The organism is Microbacterium sp. UBA1612 (genome assembly GCF_002321605.1).
Taxonomy (GTDB): domain Bacteria; phylum Actinomycetota; class Actinomycetes; order Actinomycetales; family Microbacteriaceae; genus Microbacterium; species Microbacterium luteum.
The window spans coordinates 21,323-46,399 of record NZ_DCMW01000015.1 but is presented as its reverse complement, the minus strand read 5'-3'; the positions used below and the strand labels follow the sequence as shown (position 1 = coordinate 46,399).

Genomic DNA, 25,077 nt, shown 5'->3' with positions numbered 1-25,077 from the left:
ACCGTCGACGGGTCGCACGTGACATCACCCTCTGCCCTGCACACGCCCGGCTGGCGTACGTGGACGGTCTGGATCGTCGGGGTCGCCGCCTACGTCGTCGCGATCACGAACCGCACGTCGCTGTCGTCCGTCGGCGTCGACGCGGCGATCCGGTTCGATGCCGACGCCTCGGCGCTGTCGATGTTCGCCGTCATCCAGCTCGCCGTCTACGGTTCGCTCCAGGTGCCGGTGGGGCTGATCCTCGACCGCCTCGGCGCGCGCCCGGTGATCGCGGCCGGCATGGTGCTCATGGCCACCGGTCAGCTCGTCATGGCCTTCGCCGACGCCGTCGGGATCGGCATCCTCGCGCGCGTGCTCATCGGCGCCGGCGATGCCGCGGTCTTCCCGAGCGTGCTGCGCGTGATCGCCACGTGGTTCCCGGCGCAGCGCTCACCGCTCCTGGTGCAGCTGACGGGCATCATCGGCCAGCTGGGTCAGATCGTCGCCGTCGTGCCGCTGGCAGCCCTCCTGCACGCCACGTCGTGGAGCGTCGCGTTCGGCAGCCTCGCCGGACTCACGGTGCTGTTCGCGGTTCTCACCTTCGCGGTCATCCGCAATCGTCCACCCGAGCGTCGCGACGATCCGCTCGACACCGCCGTCGACACCGACACCGGCGCGGTGCGTATCGTGCGTTCGGCGGCCGATCTGCGCGAGGGATTCCGCGAGTCGTGGTCCCACCCGGCGACGCGGTTGGGCTTCTGGTCGCACTTCACCACCCCGTTCGCGGGCACGGCGTTCGTGCTGCTGTGGGGCTATCCGTTCCTCACCGCGGGCGAGGGGCTCAGGCCCGCCGCCGCGTCGGGACTCATGACCCTGCTCGTGCTCGCCGGCATCGTGTTCGGACCGATCCTCGGGGCGCTCTCCTCACGGCACCCGACGCGCCGGTCGCGCTGGCTCGTGCTGCCGACGGTGGTGTTCCAGGCCGTCGCGTGGCTCGCGGTGATCGTGTGGCCCGGCGCCGCGCCGGTCTGGCTGCTGGTGATCCTCGTCATCGCGCTCGCCTCGGGCGGACCCGCCTCGATGATCGCCTTCGACCATGCCCGCGCGTTCAATCCGACGCATCGCCTGAGCACGGCGACCGGCATCGTCAACGGCGGCGGCTTCCTCGCCGCGCTGATCGCGATCCTCATGATCGGCGTCTCGATGGACCTGCAGGGCGCCGGCACACCCGAGACCTACTCGCTGGACGCGTTCCGCATCGCCTTCCTCACCCAGGTGCCGCTGTGGATCATCGGTTCCTGGGGAATCATCCGCGAGCGCAGCCGCACGATCCGGCACGTCGGCGGACCGGGGAATCTCCCCTGGTGACGCATCCGGCCGGTGCGGGCGCTAAAGGCGCGGTTCGATGAAGCGAACCCAGTTCGCGCCGCCACCGGTCTCGGCGCGCTGGAGGAGTTCGAGGTGCTGCCCGTGGACGGCGTAGAGAGAGACCGTCGTGCTTCGCTCACCCGCGGCGACCAGGTATCGGCCGTCGGCGCTCAGCGCGAATCCGCGCGGCTGCGGCTCGGTGGGCGTGAAGGTCTCGGCGGGACGGAGGGAGCCGTCTGCGGCCACGGGCACCGCTGCGAGACTGCTCGTCGACCGCTCCGATGCCCAGAGATGCTTCTGTCCGGCACCCCAGTGCAGGTCGGCTCCCCACAGCGCCGGGTTGACGGTGGGATTGCCTCCGAACACGCCGGGCGGCAGGCCGACGGCGACATCGTGCGCCGCGGTGGATCCGTCCGGAACAAGCACCCCGTTCTGCCGGTCACGGTGCAGACGCACGATCTCGGCACTGAACTCCGTGAGCACGTAGACGCTGTCCTCCGCGGCGTTCAGCGCCAGGTGGCGGGGCCCGATGCCGGGCGGGAAGGCGACGGTGGACGGACTCAGCGGCTCGAGCGAAGGCTCATCGGTGATCGCGTACTGCGCGACGAGATCGTCGCCGAGCGAGACGAAGTACGCGAACCGACCGGATGCATCCGGCAGCACCGCGTGCAGGTTCGCATACGCGATCTCGGAGACCGGAGCGCTCACCACGCCGTCCGCGACGGTGCTGAGGATGCCGTACCCGCCGCCGTAGGAGGCGCCGAGCAGCACCTCGCCGTCGTGAGTGAGGGCCAGGTAGTTCATGCCGCCCCGCGGCAGATCGCGCCGCGAGACCTCCGTCAGCACTCCGGCTGCGCGGTCGAGCGAGAGCGTGACGATGCCCGCGGGGTCGCCCTTGACGGCGGCGTAGACGAGGTCGCGCGTCGAATCGACGGCGAACGTGGAGCATCCCGTCAGCCCCTCGGTCACCGACAGGCGCTCGAGCGCTGCCCCGTCGAAGCGGAACAGCGACAGGGATCCGTCGCCGGCGTTGGCGACGAGCACGAGGGAATGGGTCATGAGGGGTCCTGTTCGCTCGGGAGGAGTCCGGCCGACCGACGCGCCGCGGTGGCGACGGCGAGCACGGCCTGGCTGTGGTCGAGACGTCGGTCGCGCTCGGCCGTGTCGTGCCGGGCGATCATGTCGACGAACGCGCGGAACTCCTCGACCATGCGATGCGGATGCACCGACAGGTCACGGGTCTGCACCTGTTCGCCTCGGCGCTGGGATCGCACGACCGGCATCGCGTTCGGCGCCCCGTCGACGGCGATCCAGCCGTCGGTGCCCTGGATCTTCGAGCGGATCGGGCCGTCGGAGTCCTTCGCGCACACGCACACCGCGGTGCGGTCGCCGTACTCCAGCACGAGCACGCCGGAAGTGTCCACGCCGCGCTCGAGGTTGGCGGTGTACTGCACGCTCTCGGGAAGCCCGAGAAGCCCCACGACGAAGTGGATCGTGTAGATGCCGATGTCGAGCAGCGCGCCGCCACCCTGCGCCGGGTCGAACGCCGGCAGCACCTCGCCGGCCCGGAACCGGTCGAAGCGCGACGAGAACTGGGAGTAGTCGCACTGCACGACGCGGATCTCCCCGACGCTGTCGAGGTGCTCCTGGATCCAGCGGTAGTTCGAGAGGTACACCGTGCTGATCGCCTCGACGAGGATGAGATCGCGCTCCTCGGCGAGGTCGCGCAGTTCCTGCAGATCGCGCTCATCGAGCACGAAGGGCTTCTCGCACACCACATGCTTGCCGGCCTCCAGGGCCTTGCGCGCATACTCGGCGTGCAGCGAGTTCGGCACCGCGATCCACACCGTGTCGATGTCGGGATCTGCGAGGCAGGCATCGAGGTCGAGGTGCACGCGGTCGATGCCGAACTCGTCCCGCATCGCGGCGAGGCGATCGGCTGACGCCGGACGCCCGCAGATCGCGACGAGGTCGAGGCCGTCGACGGCGGCGGCGTGGGGCAGGAAGTCGCGGACGATCATCCCCGACCCCAGCACGGCGAGCTTCATGCGAATCTCTCCTCGGGATGCGATCGGGCACGCGGATGGCGTCGCAAGACGCGGCTCTCCCCATCGTATGCGCGGCCCCGTGCGGGCCATAGCCGCCGCATAAGCCTCCATAGCGCGGTATCAGCCGGTCGCGGGGTGCCGGATAGGCGGGGTGCGTATCCCTGGATGCATGGAACCCACGCCCCGCCGCAAACGCCGCACCCGTCGCCGGAACGTGATCATCGCGTCGGCGCTGACGACCACGCTCACCCTCTCGGGCGCCGCAGCGTGGGCCGCGGACCGCTACCTCGTGCAGCACGTCGAGATCGACGATGTCGCCGCGTACGAGGCGGAGAACTCACCGGTCACCGTGGACGACGGTGCCGACGACACCGGCGACGACGCGAGCACCGAGACGGTCCTGACCGACACGTCGTACACGAGCGGGGAGACGTCGGTCGAGATCTCGACCGTCGTCGAGGGGTCCGGGGACTCGACGGTGACCTACTACGTCGCCGAGGTCACCTTGGGCGACGCGACCGCGCTGCGGAGCGCCTTCGCCAACAATCAGTTCGGCGAGAACATCACCGACCTCACCAGCTCCATCGCCGAGCAGAACGATGCCGTCTTCGCCATCAACGGCGACTACTACGGGTTCCGCGACACCGGCATCGTCATCCGCAACGGAGTCGTCTACCGCGACGAGCCCGCCCGCACGGGCCTGGTCCTCTACACCGACGGCAGCGTCGAGGTCTACGACGAGACGGCGACGAGCGCCGACGAGCTCGTCGCCGCCGGCGCGTGGAACACGCTCAGCTTCGGGCCCGCGATCGTCGAGGACGGCACGGTCGTCGACGGGATCGAAGACGTCGAGGTCGACACCAACTTCGGCAACCACTCCATCCAGGGCGACCAGCCGCGCACCGCGGTCGGCGTCATCGACGACAATCACCTGGTCTTCGTCGTCGTCGACGGGCGCCAGAGCGGCTACAGCGAGGGGGTCACCCTCACCGAGCTCGCCGACATCTTCGTCGACCTGGGGGCGACGACGGCCTACAACCTCGACGGGGGCGGCTCGTCGACGATGTTCTTCGACGGTGAGGTGGTCAACAGCCCGTCCAACGGCGGCGAGCGCGCCACCAGCGACATCCTCTACATCGCGGGGTGACCGGCATGATCGTGCTCATCCCCGCGCTCGAGCCCGGACCGCGCCTGCCTTGGCTGGTCGACGAACTGCTTGCCGCCGATCCCCACCTGGATGTCCTGGTCGTCGACGACGGCAGTGGCCCCGGATACGACGATCTCTTCTCGGTGGTCGAAGACGCCGGCGCGCACGTCATCCGCTTTCCGCGGAATCGCGGGAAGGGAGCGGCACTGAAGGCGGGCCTTGCCGAGATCGCGCGGTGGGCACCGGATGACGATGTCGTGACCGCCGACGCGGACGGCCAGCATCGCGTCGACGACATCCTCCGTGTCGCTGAGGCGCTGCGACGGGAGAGGGCGGCCGAGTCCCCGTCGCTCATCCTCGGGTGTCGGGACTTCGACGGTGACGTGCCGATGCGCAGTCGTGTGGGAAACGCGGTGTCACGCGGGGTCTTCCGAGCCGTCGCGGGGTGGGCGCTCAGCGACACCCAGACGGGTCTGCGCGGCATCCCTGCGACGCTGCTGCCCTGGGCGATGTCGATTCCCGGCGACCGCTTCGAGTACGAGCAGAACATGCTGCTGCGCAGTCGGGGCGCGGGGGTGACCGCACGGGAGGTCGCCATCGAGACGGTCTATCTCGAGCGCAACGCCTCGAGCCATTTCCGTCCGTTGGCGGACTCGCTGCGCGTCATGCTTCCTCTGATCCTCTTCGCGGGGTCGTCTCTCCTCGCCTTCGCGCTCGACACGGTGCTCCTGCTCGTGCTGTCGGCCGCGACGGGTTCGCTGGTGTTCTCGATCGTGACCGCCCGCTTAGTCAGCGCATCGGTGAACTTCGCCGTGAACCGTCGGGTGGTCTTTCATCGCCGCAGCCGGGGCCGCACGCGCGAAGCCCTGCGGTACGCCGCCCTGGCGCTCGTGCTGCTCGCGTCGAACATCGCGTGGATGGGAGCGCTGACCGACATCGGCGTCACCCTCCTGGCAGCCAAGATGCTCACCGAGGTGGTGCTGTTCCTCACGAGCTACGGCGTGCAGCGCTCGCTCGTCTTCCGCGGAGGACAAGGGGCTGGTCGGAAGCGGCTGCATGCAGCGCGCGCCCGAATGCGCTCTCTGGTCCCGGAATCGTCACAGGCCATCCGTACCGGCACCCCGTTTGAGCGAGCCCTTCATGCCGGAACATCCCCTCCGCTCGGCACCGAGGCGCGGCACCATCGCGTCATCGACGACGACACCGCCAGGGCCACGGCGTTTCGGGATGCGGAAGAGCCGGCGGGCCGCCGCTGACGGGCACGCCGGTCGAGCGCGTCGCGTCTACGCTGGCGATCATGGGGACCGGGATCGATCCGCTGGAACTGCGCCGATTCATCGTCGGCACCGAGAGGAGCGTGTCACCGAAAGCGGTGGCCGCCCTCTACGGGCGCGCCGAGATGCTCGCACGGATGCCTCGCCGCGTGCAGGAGTGGGTCGTCTCGCACGCCCGTACCGAGGGGCACATGGGCTTCGTGGTCGAGCCGTACTGCTTCTTCCTGTCGTACGAGATCACCGATTCGGATGCCGCGGCCCGACTCCTGCCCCCGCACTACCGACTCGTTCCCACCGCGATGTTCGCCGACGAGACGCCGCGTCTGTGCGCGATCGTCGGGGCGTTCACGGTGCACACCTCGGTCTTCTGGGGAACGCGCGTCGAGCTGTACGTCATCGCAGAGGACACCCGATCGGGCATGCTCACGTGGGTGATCTGCGACTACGAGTCGAACACGATCAACTACGGCCCCGGCGAGGGCTTCGCGCGGTCGACCACCGAGCGTGCCGTCGTCACGACCGTGCACACCGGCGACGTCGTCATCGATGTGCGCAGTGCCGAACGGCCCAACCATCTCGAGGTGACCGCGGCGTTGCCTGCCGCGAAGACGACTCCGCTCGAGCAGCGCCTGTGGATCGAGGGGAACCTCAGCGTCGACTACGGCGGGCGCTTGCGGCGCGAGAGCTCGGAACCCTTCGGACTCGTGTTCGACCCCGACGAGATGCGGCAGGCTCTGCGGCTTCCTCTGGATGCCGTCACGGTGACATCGGATACGTTCGGCGCATCCTTTCGCGCCGCCGAACCGTTCGAGGCGGCGTGCTTCCCCTATGCGCAGCACTTCCTCACCAGCAGTTTCTCCCGCCCGCAGGCCATCCGGAGCCGGGATGAGCTGGAGGACGCCGTGCGCGGGTACGACGTCGAGTGACGGGAGGCGCTCCCTCCGAGCGTTTCGTCTCGCTCCGCTCGCTCAACTGTCAGTGTGTGTGGTGGTCGACGGTGTCTGACTGGCAGGGTCGGCTTGGTGTTCGTTTCTGGGTGTGACTCATCGCTCAACTGGCCGCGTTCGCGTGTGTCTTTTACTCGAGTTGTCCACTCGGGAGCGGGCGCCGACGCCGGGTTCTGCCCGTCGTGGTGACTTGATAGAAGCGTGGCCGTGATGGCTCATGACAGTTCTGTCCCGCGACGACTCCTTCAGAGCCCGGGCGTCGGCTACGACCGCCCGTCCGCTCAAAGATCAGGAGATCGCAGTGACTATCGTCGCAGACAGGTACCGGTTCGTCACCGGTGTCGACACTCATTCGAAGAAGCATCAGTACGCGCTGGTCGATCACACCGGCCGACTCGTCGACGAACGCTCGTTCCCGACCTCACCGGCGGGTCTGGCCCGCGCCACCCGGTGGTTGACCGACCTCACCGGTGGGCAGACCCTGCTTGCCTCGATCGACGGGGCCGGTTCCTACGGCAAGCAGTTGGCCGACGTGTTCACCGGGACCGGTGTTGATGTCGTTGAAGCACCCCGGGTCCGTTACCGTCCCGCGGGGAAAGACGACCGCCTCGATGCCCGCACCGCCGCGACCACGGTCCTGCCGATGGACACCGACCGGCTCACCGACCGCAAAACCGGCGCTGAACGCGACGCGATCCAGGTGCTGCTGACCGCCCGGGCCGAGATGACCCGGGAACGCACCCGCACCCTGAACGCCCTCACCGCGCTGACGCGCCGGTTCGATCTCGGCCTCGACGCCCGAAAGGCCCTCACCACCCGGCAGATCACCACCATCGCGGGCTGGCGCACCCGCCCCACCGATCCCATCGATGCTCGCACCGCCCGCGCCGAAGCCGTTCGCCTCGCCACCCGCGCCCGCGCCTTGACGCGCGAGCTGGCCGAGAACAAAACCACCCTGCACCACCTGACCACCGGGCTCGTCCCGCACCTGCTGGCCGAGCCCGGCATCGGCCCCGTCACCGCGGCGCAGGTCTACGCATCCTGGTCACACCCCGGCCGGGTCCGCTCCGAAGCAGCCTTCGCCCGCCTCGCCGGCGTCGCCCCGAAACCCGCCTCCAGCGGCGACCGCATCCGACACCGCCTCGACCGCAGCGGCGACCGACGCCTCAACGCCGCCCTCCACCGCATCGTGATCACCCGCTGGCGCACCCACCCCGAAACACTCGCCTACATCGCACGACGCCGCACCGAAGGACGAACCGACCGCGACATCCGCCGCTGCCTCAAACGCATCATCGCCCGCCACCTCTACCGACTCCTCGAAGCCGGTTGACACACATAGAAGCTTCGACCAGCGGGCCCTTTGTCCGGAGGTCGTTGAGCGAGGAGCGCAGCGACGAAACGAAACGTCGCAGCAGAGCACCCTACGTCAGGATCGCCCACCCGTGCGGCGGCAAGACGACGCGTGCGTCGGCGAGCGCCCCGTCACCCAGCTCCAGCTGCCCAGCGCCGGCGGCGGCGACGACCGCCTCGTCGTCGCCGATGTTCAGCGCCACGATGGCAGCGTCGTCGTCGACGGCGGTGCGGATGACGAGCGTGAGATTGGTCGTCTCGACGACGTCGGTGTGGGCCGAGTGCAACCACGGCCTGCGGCGACGGAAGGCGACGAGGTCACGGGTGAGTCGCAGCGCATCGCGTGCGGCATCCGTCTCCTCGACCTCGTCCGGCATGGGCGGGAACGCCGGCCTCACGGCATCGTCACCGCCGATCCGCTCGGCCTTGACCGCTTCGAAGCCGTACTCGTCGCCGGCGTAGACCGCGGGGGTTCCGGCGACGGTGAACAGCACGGCGAGCGCGTGGGGCAGATGGCGCCGCCCCACGGCTGTGGCGATGCGGGTGACGTCGTGATTGCCGACGAAGGTCGCCGGAACGAAGGTATCGAGCAGGGCGACGTGGCGGCCGAGCGCATGCGCGAGCTCGAAGAAGTTCCCGTCGGCGATGCCGTGCCAGATCCCCTGCCACAGCTCGTACTGCGTGACGCTGTCGATGCCCGACTCGCGCACGATCGCGGAGTAGTCGCCGTGGATGACTTCACCGAGGAACCACGCGTGCGGGTGCCGCTTGCGCACGCGTGGCAGCACCGACGCCCAGAACGACGGCGGAACGGCGTACGCCGCATCCAGCCGCCAGCCGTCGATGCCGCGGTCGAGCCAGAAGGTCATCGCGTCGACCGCGAGATCGCGGACCACCTCGGAGTCGTGATCGAGCTCGACGAGGCTGTCATGGCCCTCGAAGACACCGTCGCCGCGCAGGGTCTCCACCTGGGGATGCTCCCGGCCGACGTGGTTGAAGACCCCGTCGAACAGCACCCGGACGCCGCGGTCGTGCGCCGCGGCGATCAGGCGACGCACGTCGTCCTCGTCGCCCAAGCGGGGATCCACACGGAAGTGGTCGACGATGTCGTAGCCGTGACTGGTCGAGGCGAACACCGGCCCGAGCAGGATGCCGTTCAACCCGAGGTCGATGACGTGATCGAGCCACGCCTCGATGTGCGGCAGGCGGTGCACGATGCGGCCTTCGTCGGCGCCTTCGCGGATCGGCGCCCCGGTGAAACCGAGCGGGTAGACGTGCCACCACGTGACGTGATCGACCCAGGCCCGTGCGGACGCACTCATGCGGTCGTTTCTTCGTCGAGCCTGCGGTACGGCATGCCCTTCATCCTCTCATCGACGCGCGCCGGGAGAGCTACCCCACCCGGAAGGCGCCTGCCGCCACTCGTTCATGCAGCCCCTGCAACGTGGTCAGCTGTGCACGCGCCCGAGCAGCCAGGTCGGTGAACACAGCGGAAGGAAAGCCCAATTCCGGCGACAGGTCGGCGAGCGTCTCCCAGCATCCGAGCTTGGAAGCGACCGCACCGCGCATCAGCTCGATCTCGAGCACGGGAGTCATCGGAGAATCGGTCGATCGTCCGTTGCTCTTCAGCCGTCCGATCTTTTCCCCGATCCAGGCGACGGCCTGGCGATGCCGTCGCCTCGGTAGCTCCAGTGAACTCACTAGCTCCTTCAGGAACGTGCGCTCGCGCCGCGCTTCCGCGGCGAACCGGGCCAGTTCCTCGCCGATGGGGGTATCGGCGTACCCGTGCGCCATACGCGACGCCCGGTCGGCCCCGCCCGTCGCGCCGGTCAGGTGATCAGAGAGGTAGAGGGCGAAGATGTCGCGTTCGATGGATGCCGGCAGGCGGTGCCCTTCTCCCGTCACGGCGATCGGAGGAATCTCACCCGGCGCCTGCTGGTCTCGGGGCCATCGAAGCCTTGGACGCATCGGCGCGCTGGCTGCACCGTCGCCGTCGGCGATCGCGGCGATCATCTCCAGCAGCGTGCTGCGGGCGTCGCGACGTGGGCGCCAGTCCAGTTCTGCGCGGATCCGCTCGGTGTCCATGATCGGCGCCGACATCGCCATGTCCATCCATCCGGGGTCTGCGGCGACGGCGTGCGCACGCCAGGCGAGCTCCATCGCCGGCCGAAGTGCGCGTGCCGGCAGTGCCATGCGACGCCGAGCACCCAGCACCTCAACGAGGTCTCCCCCACGCAGCACTCCGTCCGTCGCAACGTTGAAGGGGCCGGTCGCGACCGAGCCGAGGATTCGGCGGTAAGCGTCGGCGAGGTCGTCCGCATGCACGACCTGGAAACGCAGACCTGCCGGGAGCGGAACGACCGGCAGCGCGCCCGTCCGCAACAGTCGTGCGGGGACCATGGGGCCCAGGAACAGGCGCGTGACCTCGGCGCCCGCAGACGCGTCGAAGACGAGCGCCGGTCGCACGCGGGCGATCGCCAACCCCTGGCTCTCGGCGTCGTCCAGCACACGCTCCTGCGCGGCCTTATCCGCCGAATAGTGAGCGGACGGCACTCCGCGAGTCGACCATGTCTCGTCGCGAGGATCATCGTCGTGGACGCCGGAATACGCCCCCACCGACGAAGCACAGACGAGATGACGGACCCCGGCGCGCAGGCATGCATCGACGACGCGGCGCGTGCCCACCACGTTGGCGCGTTGCAAGAGCCGCCGGTTGCGATTGGGCTGGATCATCCACGCCAGATGAACAACAGCATCCATGCCTTGGAAGACGGCCGCGAGCTTCTCCACGACCTTCGTCTCGTCTTCAGCGGACGGGACTGGCATCGCGAGGTCCACCACCTGCCACCGCGCCGTGTTGTAGGGCGCTGCCGTCGTATCGGGCCGTCGGCGAGCGATGCCGACCACCTCTTCGACTTTCGGGTCCGAAGCGAGCGCGCCCAGCAGCGCCGTACCGACATTTCCACTCGCACCCGTGACGCACAGTCGCATTTCAGCCCTCTCACCGAAGTTCAGACGACGATGGCGGTCGGATGCTCCCGTGTCGACCGGGTTGCGAATCACGACGGGTGCAGATACGCACGGTCGTCACGGTGTGCGGCGGATCTTCCCTAACCGCCGCAGCCGCGATCAAAGAAGGCTTCGGCCCCGACGGGCAGCCGGGAAGTCGCCGAAGCCCGTGGACCTGCCGGCGGTGGCAGGCGCGATCGTGCTCCCCATCCTCTCCCCGCCGAAGAACAAGTCAAGGCCCTTGGTCAGGCGTCACCGCCCTCGTACCGTGGCCGTCATGTCGATCGAATTGAACAGCCCCGCCCTCCGGCTCGCCCGTTCCCTCGTGCGCGACGGCAAAGTGGTGCACGACGAACGCGACGACTGGTCGGACGCCGCTCCCTCCGCCGAGCAGGAGAACGCCTTCATCGACGAGAACGGCTGGACCGAATATGCACACTGGCACTTGGGCATCGACAAGAGCGAGAACCGCGAGACGAAGCGTGCCTACAGCTTCCCGTTCGGCGACTTCGACAAGGTGCGCCGGTCCGGCGTGATCTCGGCAGAGAGCCGCGCCGGTCAGTACGACCACACCGAGATCCGCGACGCGCTCAAGTCGCTGCTCGACCTCATCGACGAAGACGGCAGCTGACGATCACGGCTCCGAGGAGTCCGGGGGTTAAGCCACGCCCGGTACCTCGTGAATCGTCCTCACCCTTAACGCGATTCAATCCGATCGCGAGCCTCCCCAGCTCCGGTGGTGGGCAGAGAGACCAGTTGCAACACCGCAAGCTCCGTGGCGTGCCGCACGACATCGGCGGAGTCACCGCATCGAAGGCTTACGGCGCAATTCTTGACGGCGTTTCGACGATGCGAACTTTCTCACGCCTTGCCCGCGAGAAGAGCGTCGAGGACGGTACGAAGTTCACGTACTCGGAGGGTCGCAGCGGCCCAGACGACGTTGTCGTCGAAAACGGCGTAGCCGTGGGCGAGAACGTTGCGGAGCCCGATGATGCGGTGCGCCTCGGGAATCGACGCGGCCATATCCGCGACGACGCGACGGAGGTTGCGCACGTCTCAAAGGAACGCCGCCGCTTCAGGCCGCATAGAGTTCTTCCGCATTCGCTGTCGCGGCCGCCTCGAAATACGGGTTACGGAGCGCCTTGGTCATTACGAGGTCGACACGGCGCGCGAACAGTTTCTCCAAGTCTTCTTTCAACCCGAAGTACGCGTCGAACGGGTCTTGCACATCGGGCATGAACTCCATGAGCAGGTCGACATCGCTGCGCTCAGCGTCGAACCGATCCTCGACAGCAGACCCGAACACCCGGAAACGCCGTGTACCACGAGCGCGACACACGAACAAGAGCGTCGCGATCGAGGAGCAGCCGGAAACTCATGAGCCGACTGTAGCGATCAAGCCCTACAGCACTACGGGTCCCGGAGCACCGGCCCCGGCATGTCACCGGGTGAGACCCTGGAGCGACCAGTAGAAGGTCAGCGCCATTGAGCTCCATCGCGGCGCGCGGCACCAAACGTCGCAGTTGCGGCGCTGGCGAGGAACGGCGCCCGACAACTGCGGGCCATTTGCGTTCGATGGTGTTCATGGCCTCCCCCCGGGATACCGGGGAGGGGTATCATCTCCGGTAGAGCGAGGTGATCATCGTGGCCGGACACAGCGAGGGCGCGAGCGTCACGCTGCGATGGCTGTGGCGTGTCATCCTTGCGGTGGCGATCGCGTTCGGCGTCTTCGCGATGCATTCCGGCGTGTCCGCGCCTGCGACCGACCAGGTTCCGATTGCGGCAACAGTGGTGAGCCATCACACTGCCGAGCCGACGACTGTCGGAGAACCCGCATGCGCGGGGTGCGTCGCCCCGGACGGTCATGAGGTCGCCGCCGCGATGTGCGTGTTCGCCCTGCTCTCCGTGGGTCTGTGGCTTGCACCTCCCCAACTTTTTGGACTGCGTATTGCTTCGCTTTCTCGGCAGTGGATCGGCGTGCTGCTCAGGCACACGCGCGCGCCCGTGCCGTTGTCTCTTCATCAGTTGTCGATCAGCCGGATTTGATCGTTTCTCGCACCGGACTTGTCCGGGCTTCCGTCGCGCTCGCTGAGCGCGGTGCAGAGAAACGACACGAAGGACTGAGAGAGAGATGAAGAGAAGAAGTGTGCGCTGGATGGGCGCATTGGCGGTCGCGTCGACACTGGCGGTGACGGGCTGCACGGCCGGCACCACGGTGACCGCGCCGACACCGACACAGTCGGCAGAGACGTTCACATCTGCCGACGTCATGTTCGCGATGATGATGATTCCGCATCACGAGCAGGCCGTTGCGATGAGTGATGTTCTCCTGGGCAAAGACAGCATCGACACCAGGGTTCGCGAGCTCGCCGAGGGGATCAGGGCTGCTCAGCAGCCGGAGATCGAGTTGATGGAGTCCTGGCTCGATGAGTGGGGAATGGATGAGTTCGGCGACATGGGCCGGATGACTCCGGGAGCAGGGATGATGATGTCCGAGATGGACATGTCCGCCCTGGAGGATGCCTCTGGGGCGGACGCGGAACGTGTCTTCCTCGAGGAGATGATCGTGCATCACGAGGGCGCGATCCAGATGTCCCGGGCTCTGCTCGAAGCGGGATCGAACCCCGACGCCCGCGTCCTGGCGGAGGAGATCATCGTCGACCAGACCGACGAGATCACTCTCATGCGCGACCTGCTCACTGACTACTGAGCCCCACTCCCCTGAGGGGCAACCGCTCTGGGAAGCGGTCCCTTGCGCTGTCTTGACGAAAGGGTGCTCATGCGCCGTATCCATCGTGTCCTGGCTGTGTCCGTTGCAGGGCTCGCCGTTGTTCTTGCCGCCTGCTCGCCCGGTGAGCCACCGACCACCGGAGAGGAGCACGCTGCGACGGTGTCGCATGTGCATGGCGCGGTCGTCGACCCATCGGGAGAGGGATTCCTGCTGGGAACCCATGAAGGCGTCTTCCGTGTCACGGCGGACGGCGAGGTGTCCGGCCGTGAGGGCACCGTGGTCTTCGACGCGATGGGTTTCGCCCGCGTGGGAACCTCGCTGTTCGCTTCGGGCCATCCCGGACGCAACACCCCGGCCGAATGGGGCGACCCCCACCTGGGGATCATCCGAAGCGACGACGCTGCCGGCAGTTGGCAGTCGGTCGCTTTCGCCGGGACACGTGACTTCCATGCTCTGACCGGAACCCCGGACGGGACCATGTTCGGTGCCACGACCGACACCGCAGCGTTGCTGATGAGCGCAGACCTCGGTGTCACGTGGACCGAGACGGGCGCTCAGCTTCACGCGTTCGCTCTGACGGCCGACTCCTCCGGGCGCCTGGTGGCTCTCACTCCCGACGGAGTGATGGTCAGTGACGATAGCGGAGCGACCTTCTCACCCTGGGAAGGCGCCCCGCTCCTCGTCGTCGTCGGGTCCTCCCCGGACGGCAGCCACCTCGCCGGCATCGATTCTTCCGAGCGGATCTGGATCTCCTCCGCCACAGATACGACGTGGGAGCAGGTCGGAACCGCACACGGCACTCCACATGCGATCACGGTCACCGACACTGGCGCTCTCCTCATCGTCGACGACAGCGGCGTGACGCTCCTTCCCTCACCGTCATCCTGACACGCACCCGAATACCCCAGGGGGCATGGGGTTGCAAGGCCCCTGCAAGCAACCCGGGACGGCTTCTAACCTGCCGACCGCGGGACCACCCGCACTGCCCTCATCGAAACGAAAGGCTCAGAAATGTCCACTGATAACTCACAGAACACTGATGGGCACGAGCCCGACGCACGCTCGAAGATGACCGCGAAGACCTATCTGAAGTTCGCCGCGATGATCCTCACCGGAATGGTCGTGATGTATTGGGTCATGTTCGCCGGGTCCTGGGAGTGGTCCCACATCCGATTCAGCGAAAGCCGAGTGTTCATGGCCCTCACCATGGGCGGCACCATGGGTCTGGTCATGCTCGCCTGGATGCTGAACATGTACAAGAACTGGAAGGCTAACATCGCCGTCATCGGCGTAAGCCTGCTGCTCATCGGTGGCGGCATCGCCCTCGACCGCTCCCAGATCACTGTCGACGACACCGACTTCATGCAGGGAATGATCCCCCATCACTCCCTTGCGATCACACGATCCGAACGCGCGCAACTGCAGGACGTTCGCGTGTGCGAACTCGCCGTGGAGATCAGTGAAGCTCAGCGCCGGGAGATCTTCGAGATGGACTGGCTCATCCAGGACATCGCCGAAAACGGACCCGCCACAACCCCTGCTGAAGCAGCGGAGCGGCCCGTCCCGGACTACTCCGAGGCGGCCGCGCGAGATTGCGCGGCCGATTAGCGGAATACCCCCTGGGGGTACTTTGTTGGCAGGCGTAGACGGAAGGAAGGTCCCATGGAATCCACCGACGCTCACCACGGAACGGGCACGGCTCAGTCCACCGATCACGGCCATGCGGAACCGCATCAGGAACACCACGGCCACTCAGGGCACGGTGGCCACGCGGGGCACGGTGGCCACTCCGGTCACCAGGGGCATGGTGATCACGTCGGGCGGTTCCGGCGTCTGTTCTGGATCAATCTGATCCTCGCTGTCCCGGTGGTGGCGTTCTCGAGCATGTTCGCGATGCTCGTCGGGTACGAGATCCCCGATGTCCCCGGGGTGATGTGGATCGCGCCGGTCCTCGGGACGGTCATGTACGTGTGGGGCGGGTGGCCGTTCCTGACTGGCGCGCTCGACGAGATCCGGGCGAAGTCGCCGGGGATGATGCTGCTCATCGGGCTGGCGATCACCGTCGCGTTCCTCGCGTCGTGGGGCGCGAGCATCGGGCTGCTCGATCACCAGCTGGAGTTCTGGTGGGAGCTGGCCCTTCTGATCGTGATCATGCTCCTCGGGCACTGGCTGGAGATGCGGTCTCTCGCGCAGACGACTTCGGCTCTCGACTCGCTCGCGGCTCTCCTGCCGGACGAGGCCGAACGCGCCGAAGGCGACGAGACCGTCACCGTCTCCCCCGCCGATCTGGAGGTCGGCGACATCGTCATCGTCCGCCCCGGCGGCAGCGTCCCCGCCGACGGCACCATCACGGAGGGTCACGCGCACCTGGACGAGTCGATGATCACGGGGGAATCCAAGCCGGTTCGTCGCGAGATCGGCGACACCGTCACGGCGGGGACCGTCGCGACCGACTCCGGCATCCGCGTCGAGGTCACCGCGATCGGGGACGACACCGCTCTCGCGGGGATCCAGCGCCTGGTCACCGACGCACAGAACTCCACCTCCCGCGCCCAGCGCATCGCCGACCGAGCCGCGGCCTGGCTGTTCTGGTTCGCGCTGGGATCCGCCGTCATCACCGCGATCGTCTGGTCCCTAGTCGGCAATCCGGATGCCGCCGTGATCCGCACCATCACCGTTCTCGTCATCGCCTGCCCGCACGCACTCGGCCTCGCGATCCCCCTCGTGGTCTCCATCGCCACCGAACGCGCCGCCCGAGGCGGCGTGCTCATCAAGGACCGCCTCGCCCTGGAGAGCATGCGCACGATCGATGCGGTCCTCTTCGACAAGACCGGCACCCTCACGAAGGGCGAACCGACCGTCACCGACATCGCGACGGCCGGCGACCACTCCCCCGACGACCTCCTCGCCCTTGCCGCCGCGGCCGAGTCCGACAGCGAGCACCCGCTCGCCCGGGCCATCGTCCGGGCCGCCGCCGACCGATCGCTCACCGTCCCGAGAGCGACGGGCTTCACCTCCGAGCCCTCCCTCGGCGTCACCGCCACGGTGAAGGGCGACGAGGTCCGCGTCGGCGGGCCCCGCCTCGTCGAGTCCCTGGCCGAGAAGGAGATGCCCGACCTCGACGGATGGCGCGACGACGGCGCGATCATCCTCCACCTCGCGATCGACGGGCACATCGCCGGCGCGTTCAAGCTCGCCGACGAGATCCGCCCCGAGTCCCGCGACGCCGTCGACGCCCTCCACGCCCTCGGCATCCACGTCGCCATGATCACCGGAGATGCCGAACCCGTCGCCCGCGCCGTCGCTCGAGAGCTCGGCATCGACCAGGTGTTCGCCGGAGTCCGACCCGACGACAAGTCGGAAAAGGTCGCCGAGCTCCAGCGCGAGGGCCGCAAGGTCGCGATGATCGGCGACGGCGTCAACGACGCCCCCGCCCTCGCCAAAGCAGACGTCGGCATCGCCATCGGAGCCGGCACCGACGTCGCCATCGCCTCCGCCGGCGTCATCCTCGCCAGCTCCGACCCCCGCTCGGTCCTCTCCGTCCTCGAACTGTCCCGCCGCACCTACCGCAAGATGACACAGAACCTCTGGTGGGCCGCCGGCTACAACCTCATCTCCGTCCCCCTCGCCGCGGGAATCCTCGCCCCCATCGGGTTCGTCCTGCCGATGTCCGTCGGCGCGATCCTCATGTCCCTGTCGACCATCATCGTCGCCGCCAACGCGCAACTCTTACGACGCCTCGACCTCACCCCCGACAACAGCGCCCGCCACATCCTCCGTGACGGCAAGGACTGACTCTCACCCATGACGACGACCGGCGATGGTCAGCGGCCGCTTCTCCGGTGGTTCTCACCCAGGCCGTGGGTGCGCGGGAACACCACCGCAACCACTCCCGCGAAGGCAGCGATGAGCAGAAGCACGGCGGCGGAACTGATGAGGTTCGCGGCTCCAAGCCATCCCGCAACCGGGTAGGTGATCCAGGAAGCTGGCGTGAGAAAGCGCGAACTGGGCTGTGTAGACGAGGTTCCGATTCGCGGGCGTGGATGCGTCCGCGAGCAGCCGGGATGAGGGAGTGTTCACCAGCGAGGTACCCATGCCCAGCAGCACCCATGTGGCCAGGCACGTACCATCCGGCCCCGGTGGTTGTGGCGACCGCGGTGACGATGACCGCCATCGCCAGACCTGCGACGATGACGTTCGCGCCGGCGGTCATCGTGTGGATCACGCCGAGCTTGCTGACCAGCCGCGGGATGTTTACGGCGACGACCAGGGATCCGACCCCGTAGCAGGCGAGCGCCACCGCGAGAGCGTCTTCACCGAGACCGAACACCGCGTGCGCGTAAACGACGAAGTTCACGAGAACGATCGCGGTGCCGGTGGCGACGACGACGTTCGTGAGCAGCAGGAACCGCAGCGTCGGTGTCCGGCCGAACACCTTCACGCCGATTCGCGACGGCCGTTCGCCGAGGCCTTCGCAACGAGTATCCAGAGCGTGATTCGCGAGAGCGAGCGTCAACGCTGCCCCCTCGAGAGAGGAAAGGCAGGCAGCGATGACGGTGGGTGAATGCCTCACGGCAGGTGGTCGCCGCTGCGGCAGGCATCGAGCAGCGCGCCGGCATCCGGCCCGAGGATTCAGCGTGAATCGACCATGCGAGCGTCCGTCGGCGCGTGTCCGAATTCCGCTCGTTCGGCCGTTCGCCGCGATCGATCTGTCTCACTTCCTTCTCACGAGCCCGCTTGGGCAAGAAAACACCCCCGATAAACGGGGGTTTTTCTGGCGGTGACGGTGGGATTTGAACCCACGGTAGGGGTGAACCTACACAACATTTCGAGTGTTGCACCTTCGGCCGCTCGGACACGTCACCGCCGACCAGTTTACGACAGGTTCACCTCACTGGCCAATCGAGCCGGCGAGCGACCGGTCCCGCGGGCAACGACGGCTTGCTTCGATGTCGAGAGACCCCCTCCCCACCGCTCACCGAGCCCCGCCATACTGGCCTCATGAGCGTGATCGAGAACTCGAAACTCACCGTCGTCGGCGCGGGCAGTGTCGGTGCGAGCACGGCCTACGCGGCCCTCATCCGAGGGTCCGCCCGACACGTCGCCCTCTACGACATCAACGCCGCCAAGGTCGAAGCGGAAGTGCTCGACCTCGCCCACGGCACGCAGTTCACCGGCTCGAGCGACATCGTCGGCTCCGACGACGTCTCCGTGGTCGAGGGCTCCCAGGTCGTCGTGATCACCGCGGGCGCCAAGCAGAACCCCGGCCAGACGCGCATCGAGCTCGCCGGCGTGAACGCCGGGATCATGCAGAAGATGATGCCGCAGCTGCTCGAGGTCGCCCCCGACGCCGTCTATGTCGTCGTCACCAACCCGTGCGACGTGCTCACGGTGCTCGCGCAGGAGTCCACGGGGCTCCCGTCCGAGCGATTGTTCGCCTCCGGCACCGTTCTCGACACCTCGCGCCTGCGCTGGAAGCTCGCCGAGCGCGCGGGGGTCTCGCGGTCGAGCGTCCACGCCTATATCGTCGGCGAGCACGGTGACACCGAGTTCCCGCTGTGGTCGAAGGCCACCATCGGCACGGTGCCGATCCTCGACTGGGTCACCCCTCGTGGCGACAAGATGACCGTCGACGAACTCGACCAGATCGCCGACGACGTGCGAAACGCCGCCTATAAGGTGATCCAGGGCAAGGGCGCCACCAACTACGCCATCGGCCTGTCCAGCGCCCGCATCGTCGAGGCGATCCTCAACGACGAGCACGCCGTCATGCCCGTCTCCCCCGTCCTGCACGACTTCCACGGCGTCGACGGGGTCGCCCTGTCGGTTCCGTCCGTCGTGAGCGCATCCGGTGCGCGCCCCATCCGCGAGACGACGTTCGCGCCGAACGAACTCGAGCTGTTCCACCGTTCCGCCGAAGCGCTTCGCGACGTGGCGTCGTCGCTGCGCTGATCACACTCCCGGATGCCGTGCCGCGACGAGGTCTGCACTCCCGCCGGCGGTGCGGCATCCGGTGCTCCGTGTGCCGCTGACCGCCCTCAGCCCGCGGAGACCCCGCCGCCGGGGATCGCGCTCAGCAGCTCACGGGTGTAGTCGTGCCGGGGATCGGCGAAGATGTGCTCCGCCGTGCCCTGCTCGAGGATGACCCCGCGACGCATCACCGCGACCTCGTCGGAGATCTGCCGGATGACGCCGAGGTCGTGCGAGATGAACAGGTACGTCAGACCGTGCTCGGCTTGCAGATCCACCAGCAACTGCAGCACCTGCTCCTGCACCGAGACATCGAGCGCCGAGACCGGCTCGTCGAGGATGATCATCTCGGGCCGCAGGGCGAGGGCCCGCGCGATCGCGACCCGCTGACGCTGACCGCCCGAGAGCTGGGCGGGCCGCCGGTCGGCGAGGGCGGGGTCGAGTCGCACGTCGGCCATGAGATCACGCACGGCGGTTGCGCGCTGGGCACGCGATCCCATCCCGAACGCACGGAGCGGCTCGTCGATGATCGCCCCGATCTTCATGCGCGGATCGAGGGAGCCGAAGGGGTTCTGGTAGACGACCTGCAGACGACGGCGCAGCTGTCGAAGCGCCGCGCCCCGCAGCCGGGTGATGTCGGCCCCGTCGAAGAGCACCGTCCCGGCATCCGCATCCACGATCCTCGCGACCATGCGCGCCGTCGTGCTCTTCCCCGACCCGGACTCGCCGACGATCGCGAAGGTCGTTCCCCGCGCGATGGAGAAGTCCAGAGCGTCGGCGGCGACGATCGGAGCGGCCGACGATCCGTACGTCTTCGACAGTCCCGCCACGCGCAGGAACGGCTCCACCGCATCGGCCGCCCGTCGGGCGCCCGATGTCGGCTCGAGCCGGTGACTGCGCAGGCCGGGAGCGGCGGCGACGAGGCGACGGGTGTACTCGTGGGTCGGGTCGGCGAGGACCTCGGCGGAGGTGCCGCGCTCGACGATCTCCCCCTTGTTGACCACGACGATCCGGTCCGCACGGTCGGCGGCGACCCCGAGGTCATGGGTGACCAGCAGCACCGACGTGCCGTGCGCCTCGCGCATCTTCTGCATGCGGTCCAGCACGTGCCGCTGCACGGTGGCATCCAGGGCGCTGGTGGGTTCGTCGGCGATGACGAGCTCGGGGTTGCACGCCCACGCGATGCCGATGAGCACCCGCTGCCGAAGACCGCCGGAGAGCTCGTGCGGGTACTGCCGGGCACGCTGGGCGGGTTCGGGCACGCCGACCTCATCGAGGATCTCGATCGCCCGTGCCGCGGCGGCGGGCGGCGTGAGACCCCCGTGACGACGAATGACCTCGGCGATCTGCTCGCCGATGCGCAGCACGGGATTCAGGCTGTGCGAAGGATCCTGCGGGACGAACCCGATCCGAGCGCCGCGGACGCGACGGAGAGCCCGCTGGGACAGCGACATGATGTCGACGTCGTCGAAGCGGATGTCGCCGCCGACGATCGTCGCCTCCTGCGGAAGAAGCCGCACCAGCGCATGCGCGATGGTGCTCTTGCCCGATCCGGATTCACCGACCACCGCGACGACTTCGCCGCGGGCGATGTCCAGATCGACGCCCCGCAGAGCGGGATTCACACCGGTGGGTGTCGCGTAGTCGACGCGCAGGCCTCGGACAGAGAGCAGAGGTTCGGGGCTCATCGCTCTCCTCCGATGTAGCGGGCGATGCGGTTCACGGCGAGCACGACCACCAAGATGACCACACCCGGGAGGATGCTCAGCCACGGCGCGATCGCCACGAAGTCACGACCCGCCGAGACGAGCGCTCCCCACTCCGGTGCGGGCGGCTGCGCGCCGAAGCCGAGGAAGCTCAGCGCCGAAACGGCGAGGATCGCGACGGCGAGCTCGAGCGCGGCCATCGAGATGATCGGACGGGCGGCATTCGGCAGCACGTGGCGTACGAGGATCGTCGGCCCCCGCACCCCCAGGGTGCGCGCCGCTTCGATGTACTCCTCTGCACGTACCCGGATCACCTGAGCGCGCATGACGCGGGCGAAGGCCCCGGAGGTCCCCAGGCCGACGCCCAGTCCCACCGCAACGGGTCCGAAGCCGAGCGAGGCGACCACGATGAGGGCCAGGAGGATGCCGGGGATCGCGATCACGACGTCGACGAAGCGCATGACGACCGCATCGACGACACCGCGCAGGTAACCGGTGATCAGGCCGATGATCGCACCGAGCGTCACGCCGGCGACGACCGCCAGCCCCGCGGCCGACAGCGACAGCCGGGCGCCGTAGACGACGCGGGAGAAGACATCGCGGGCGAGATGATCCGTGCCGAACAGGTGCTCCCAGCTGGGCGGTGCGAGCCGCATCGCACCCACCGACTCGTACGGGTCGTAGGGGGCGAGGAGTGCAGGTGCTGCCACGGCCAGCGCGGTCAGGGCGAGGAGCAGGATCGAGACGACCATGCCGGGGTAGCGGAGGATCCTCATGAGCGCGCCCCCGTCTCATCCTCCGACCTCGCCGGATCACCGGCGGGCCCACCGAATGCCGCGGGGACGGGGGCCGAGCCGCCGAACGTCGAGGCGACAGGATCACCGTCGACGGGCGCTTCGGCAGCCGGGCGCGCGCCGACCACCTGCGTGCGCGTGCGCGGATCGATCACGCCGTAGAGCGCGTCGACGACGAGGGTGACCACCGCGTAGACGCTCGCGACCACGACCACGACGCCCATCAGCACGTTGATGTCTCGGGCGAGGACGGCATCGACGGTGAGTCGACCGATGCCGTCGCGCGAGAAGACGGTCTCGACCACCGCGGTGCCTCCGGCGAGGTACCCGACCTGCAGGCCGATGATCGTGATGGCGGGGAGCATCGCGTTGCGGAGCACGTGCCGGAAGACGACCGTGGACTGCGACAGCCCCTTGGCGTTGGCGGTGAAGACGAAGGGGCTCGCCCCCGCGTCGAACACCGCGGCGGAGAAGACCTGGAAGAAGATGGCCGCCGTCGGCAGGGCCAGGGTGATGCCGGGCAGGACCACGCTGGCGAATCCGGTCGCGCCGGAGGCGGGGAACCACCCCAGTCCGAACGAGAAGACCGTGATGAGCACGAGGCCGGTGAGGAAGGCCGGGATGGCGATTCCGAGCGGGGGGATCTGCACGATGACGTTGCGCACCCAAGCCGGGCGTGCAACGTAGGCCCAGACGGTGAAGCCGAGGGCGATGAGGAAACCGACGACGAGCGCGAAGCCGGCGAGTGCCGCCGTAGGACCGGCGACACGGAGGATCGTGTCGGTGACCGGGAGGCCGGTCGCGATGGAGACGCCGAGGTCGCCGCGGAAGATTCCGAAGAACCCGACGAGGTACTGCTGCCACAGCGGCCCGTCGAGGCCGTAGCGGGCACGCAGCTCGGCGAGCGCCTCGGGATCGGTGGTGGTCGCGTCCCCGCCACGGACGGCGAGGGCGGCCAGGACAGGGTCGCCGGGCAGCGCGTGGATGAGCAGGAATGCCACGGTGTAGGAAGCCCACACCACGAACAGAGCCTGAGCGATCTTGGGAAGCAGGAACCGTGCGGCGGTCCCCGCCTTCGCTCTCCTGCCCTTCGCGTCCACGCGCTGCACCGGCGATGCCATCAGTCGGAGGTGACGACGGCGTCGTAGAGGTTCAGACGCGAAGCCGAGTCGAAGGTGATGCCCTCGACACCCGCACGCGAGGCGTGCAGCTGCACGGTCTCGAGCGTCGGCATGACGTACGCGCGCTCGGCGACGATCTGCTGGATCTCGTCGACGATCTCCTGGCGTGCGTCGACGTCGGCGGTCTCGCGCTGCTCCTGGAGCAGCGCCTCGAGCTCGGCGTCCTCGACGATGCCCCACCGCGAGGGCGAGTCGACCGACAGCAGCACGCGGAGCACGTCCGGGTCGGTGCGGGTCAGCCCGGCACCGAGCATCTCGTAGTCGCCGGTGGCGATGGCGCCGAAGAAGTCACCCGCGGTGACCATGTTCAGCTGCAGGTCGATGCCGACCTCGCGCAGCTGCTGCTGGGCGGCTTCGAGCACGTCCTGGGCGTAGAAGGCGGTGACCGTGACGGTCAGCGTCTCGCCGTCGCGCTCGTAGATCCCGTCGGATCCCAGCTCCCAGCCGTCGGCCTCGAGGAGCTCGGTCGCACCCTCGGGGTCGTAGGCGAGGGTGTCGCCGAGGTCGGTGAAGCCGGGGGTCGACGAGGTCAGCACGCTCGTGGGGGCGGATCCGCTGACCGAGCCGGCGATGACGTTGATCTGCTCGCGGTCGAGACCCTTGGTCATCGCCTGACGCACGATCTCGTCCGACATGAGACCCTGCGTGGTGTTGACCACGAAGCCGTTGGGCACGCCAGGGTTCGCCTTGGCGTACAGGTTGTACTCGTCGGTGGTGAAGCGGGCCTCGTCGATGTAGGGGAGGTCCTGGATGACGTCGTACTCCCCCGAGGAGAGCCCGCCGGTGCGCACGCTCGCCTCGGTGATGATCGGGAACGTGACGGTCTCGAGGTAGGCCTCGCCCTCGTGGCCGCGCAGCTCCGACGGCCAGTCGTAGCCCTCGCGGCGGTCGATGACGATCGAGTCGTTCACGACGTAGGAGTCCAGCACGAACGGTCCGGAGCCGATCGGGGCGGCGCACCGCTCTTCGGCGGTGGCGGTGGCCGAGGCCTCCGACAGGATGCCGAGCGACATGGTCGTCGCACCCTGCAGGAACGCGACGTTCGGGGTGTCGAACGAGACGATGAACTCGGTGTCGCTGACGACCTCGGTCCCGGTGTAGCCCTCGAGGTAGGCACCGGCGAGCGACGCCGATCCGCCGAGTTCGATGATGGCGTCGAAGTTGGCGGCGACGACGTCGCTGGTGAGCGCGGTGTCGTCGCTGAAGGTCACATCGTCGCGGAGGGTGAAGGTGTACGACGTGAGGTCGTCGCTCACCTCCCAGCTCTCGGCGAGCCACGGCACGATCTCGCCGGTCTCGGGGTCCTGGTCCAGGAGCGAGTCGGTGAGCTGGCGGCCGACGTTCAGCGCGGTGGTGACCGAGGTCTGCTGCGGGTCGATGCAGCCGGCGTCTTCCTTGATGGCGAAGACGACCTCCTGCGCGACGTCGGCGGCGGGGGTGGGCGAGCTGTCCGCGTCGCCGGCGCAGGCCGACAGGGCGACCGCCGCGACGGCGATGCCGGCCGGCGCGACGACCCAGCGGGCCGTTCGGGTTCGGGTGATCACAGGGTTCTCCTTCGGAGTGGGGGGCT

The 25,077-nt window shown here is 68.2% G+C and carries 23 protein-coding genes and 1 tRNA gene; 13 read left to right on the top strand and 11 right to left on the bottom strand.

Annotated features, from left to right (window positions below; genetic code table 11):
- Positions 1-18: 18 nt before the first annotated feature.
- On the top strand, positions 19-1,347 hold the full coding sequence (locus tag B3S45_RS06480) for an MFS transporter (protein WP_194384462.1): 1,329 nt from the start codon (positions 19-21) through the stop codon (positions 1,345-1,347).
- Between the two features lie 21 nt (positions 1,348-1,368).
- Here the strand turns inward: B3S45_RS06480 and B3S45_RS06475 are convergent, their stop codons facing one another.
- Complete coding sequence (locus B3S45_RS06475) at positions 1,369-2,406, bottom strand: lactonase family protein (RefSeq protein WP_194384461.1); 1,038 nt, start codon at positions 2,404-2,406, stop codon at positions 1,369-1,371.
- Positions 2,403-3,395 (bottom strand): Gfo/Idh/MocA family protein, encoded by a 993-nt coding sequence (locus B3S45_RS06470; protein ID WP_286718187.1) that lies wholly within the window; start codon positions 3,393-3,395, stop codon positions 2,403-2,405. Before B3S45_RS06470 ends, B3S45_RS06475 begins: the two co-directional genes overlap by 4 nt.
- 169 nt (positions 3,396-3,564) lie before the next feature.
- On the opposite strand from B3S45_RS06470, the gene B3S45_RS06465 reads away from it, so the two are divergent.
- From B3S45_RS06465 to B3S45_RS06450, 4 genes are all read left to right on the top strand, one after another.
- Positions 3,565-4,542: a phosphodiester glycosidase family protein gene (locus B3S45_RS06465; protein ID WP_286718185.1), complete on the top strand. Its 978-nt coding sequence runs from the start codon at positions 3,565-3,567 to the stop codon at positions 4,540-4,542.
- Positions 4,543-4,547: 5 nt separating this feature from the next.
- Complete coding sequence (locus B3S45_RS06460) at positions 4,548-5,798, top strand: bifunctional glycosyltransferase family 2/GtrA family protein (RefSeq protein WP_286718330.1); 1,251 nt, start codon at positions 4,548-4,550, stop codon at positions 5,796-5,798.
- 41 nt (positions 5,799-5,839) lie between these two features.
- Complete coding sequence (locus B3S45_RS06455) at positions 5,840-6,742, top strand: hypothetical protein (RefSeq protein WP_286718183.1); 903 nt, start codon at positions 5,840-5,842, stop codon at positions 6,740-6,742.
- Between the two features lie 322 nt (positions 6,743-7,064).
- Positions 7,065-8,096, top strand: a complete 1,032-nt coding sequence (locus B3S45_RS06450; protein ID WP_286718180.1) for an IS110 family transposase — start codon at positions 7,065-7,067, stop codon at positions 8,094-8,096.
- Between the two features lie 91 nt (positions 8,097-8,187).
- On the opposite strand, the gene B3S45_RS06445 is transcribed toward B3S45_RS06450, so the two are convergent.
- Both B3S45_RS06445 and B3S45_RS06440 read right to left on the bottom strand, forming a co-directional pair.
- A complete protein-coding gene (locus B3S45_RS06445; RefSeq protein WP_286718177.1) occupies positions 8,188-9,438 on the bottom strand; it encodes an alpha-amylase family protein in 1,251 nt (416 codons plus the stop codon).
- Between the two features lie 70 nt (positions 9,439-9,508).
- Positions 9,509-11,107 (bottom strand): NAD-dependent epimerase/dehydratase family protein, encoded by a 1,599-nt coding sequence (locus tag B3S45_RS06440; protein ID WP_286718174.1) that lies wholly within the window; start codon positions 11,105-11,107, stop codon positions 9,509-9,511.
- 295 nt (positions 11,108-11,402) lie between these two features.
- Between B3S45_RS06440 and B3S45_RS06435 the strand changes: the two genes are divergently transcribed.
- Positions 11,403-11,756: a hypothetical protein gene (locus B3S45_RS06435; RefSeq protein ID WP_286718171.1), complete on the top strand. Its 354-nt coding sequence runs from the start codon at positions 11,403-11,405 to the stop codon at positions 11,754-11,756.
- Between the two features lie 230 nt (positions 11,757-11,986).
- Here the strand turns inward: B3S45_RS06435 and B3S45_RS06430 are convergent, their stop codons facing one another.
- A complete protein-coding gene (locus tag B3S45_RS06430; RefSeq protein WP_286718169.1) occupies positions 11,987-12,178 on the bottom strand; it encodes a HepT-like ribonuclease domain-containing protein in 192 nt (63 codons plus the stop codon).
- A 22-nt stretch (positions 12,179-12,200) separates the two neighbouring features.
- The gene (locus B3S45_RS06425; protein ID WP_286718167.1) at positions 12,201-12,464 is read right to left on the bottom strand and encodes a nucleotidyltransferase family protein; all 264 of its coding nucleotides are present in this window, start codon (positions 12,462-12,464) and stop codon (positions 12,201-12,203) included.
- 296 nt (positions 12,465-12,760) lie between these two features.
- Between B3S45_RS06425 and B3S45_RS06420 the strand changes: the two genes are divergently transcribed.
- From B3S45_RS06420 to B3S45_RS06395, 6 genes are all read left to right on the top strand, one after another.
- A complete protein-coding gene (locus B3S45_RS06420; RefSeq protein ID WP_286718165.1) occupies positions 12,761-13,171 on the top strand; it encodes a DUF6153 family protein in 411 nt (136 codons plus the stop codon).
- An 85-nt stretch (positions 13,172-13,256) separates the two neighbouring features.
- Positions 13,257-13,835: a DUF305 domain-containing protein gene (locus tag B3S45_RS06415; protein ID WP_286718162.1), complete on the top strand. Its 579-nt coding sequence runs from the start codon at positions 13,257-13,259 to the stop codon at positions 13,833-13,835.
- A gap of 180 nt (positions 13,836-14,015) precedes the next feature.
- Positions 14,016-14,744: a sialidase family protein gene (locus B3S45_RS06410; RefSeq protein ID WP_286718159.1), complete on the top strand. Its 729-nt coding sequence runs from the start codon at positions 14,016-14,018 to the stop codon at positions 14,742-14,744.
- Between the two features lie 123 nt (positions 14,745-14,867).
- Positions 14,868-15,464: a DUF305 domain-containing protein gene (locus B3S45_RS06405; protein ID WP_286718157.1), complete on the top strand. Its 597-nt coding sequence runs from the start codon at positions 14,868-14,870 to the stop codon at positions 15,462-15,464.
- A 54-nt stretch (positions 15,465-15,518) separates the two neighbouring features.
- The gene (locus B3S45_RS06400; protein WP_286718156.1) at positions 15,519-17,651 is read left to right on the top strand and encodes a heavy metal translocating P-type ATPase; all 2,133 of its coding nucleotides are present in this window, start codon (positions 15,519-15,521) and stop codon (positions 17,649-17,651) included.
- A 298-nt stretch (positions 17,652-17,949) separates the two neighbouring features.
- A complete protein-coding gene (locus tag B3S45_RS06395; protein WP_286718154.1) occupies positions 17,950-18,420 on the top strand; it encodes a hypothetical protein in 471 nt (156 codons plus the stop codon).
- A 211-nt stretch (positions 18,421-18,631) separates the two neighbouring features.
- Here B3S45_RS06395 and B3S45_RS06390 read toward each other — a convergent pair.
- Positions 18,632-18,721, bottom strand: a tRNA-Ser gene (locus B3S45_RS06390).
- Positions 18,722-18,857: 136 nt separating this feature from the next.
- Here B3S45_RS06390 and B3S45_RS06385 point away from each other — a divergent pair.
- Positions 18,858-19,808: an L-lactate dehydrogenase gene (locus B3S45_RS06385; RefSeq protein WP_194384398.1), complete on the top strand. Its 951-nt coding sequence runs from the start codon at positions 18,858-18,860 to the stop codon at positions 19,806-19,808.
- A gap of 86 nt (positions 19,809-19,894) precedes the next feature.
- Here B3S45_RS06385 and B3S45_RS06380 read toward each other — a convergent pair whose 3' ends face one another.
- Genes B3S45_RS06380 through B3S45_RS06365 form a run of 4 tightly spaced genes read right to left on the bottom strand, consistent with a single transcriptional unit; the run spans position 19,895 to position 25,051 of the window.
- Entirely contained in the window at positions 19,895-21,514 is a 1,620-nt protein-coding gene (locus B3S45_RS06380; protein ID WP_194384397.1) for a dipeptide ABC transporter ATP-binding protein, read from the bottom strand.
- On the bottom strand, positions 21,511-22,308 hold the full coding sequence (locus tag B3S45_RS06375; protein ID WP_194384396.1) for an ABC transporter permease: 798 nt from the start codon (positions 22,306-22,308) through the stop codon (positions 21,511-21,513). Before B3S45_RS06375 ends, B3S45_RS06380 begins: the two co-directional genes overlap by 4 nt.
- A complete protein-coding gene (locus B3S45_RS06370; RefSeq protein WP_194384395.1) occupies positions 22,305-23,447 on the bottom strand; it encodes an ABC transporter permease in 1,143 nt (380 codons plus the stop codon). The genes B3S45_RS06375 and B3S45_RS06370 overlap by 4 nt, the downstream gene beginning before the upstream one ends.
- Positions 23,447-25,051 carry an ABC transporter substrate-binding protein gene (locus B3S45_RS06365; protein WP_194384394.1) on the bottom strand — a complete coding sequence of 535 codons (1,605 nt, stop codon included), beginning with the start codon at positions 25,049-25,051 and terminating at the stop codon, positions 23,447-23,449. Before B3S45_RS06365 ends, B3S45_RS06370 begins: the two co-directional genes overlap by 1 nt.
- Positions 25,052-25,077: the final 26 nt, after the last annotated feature.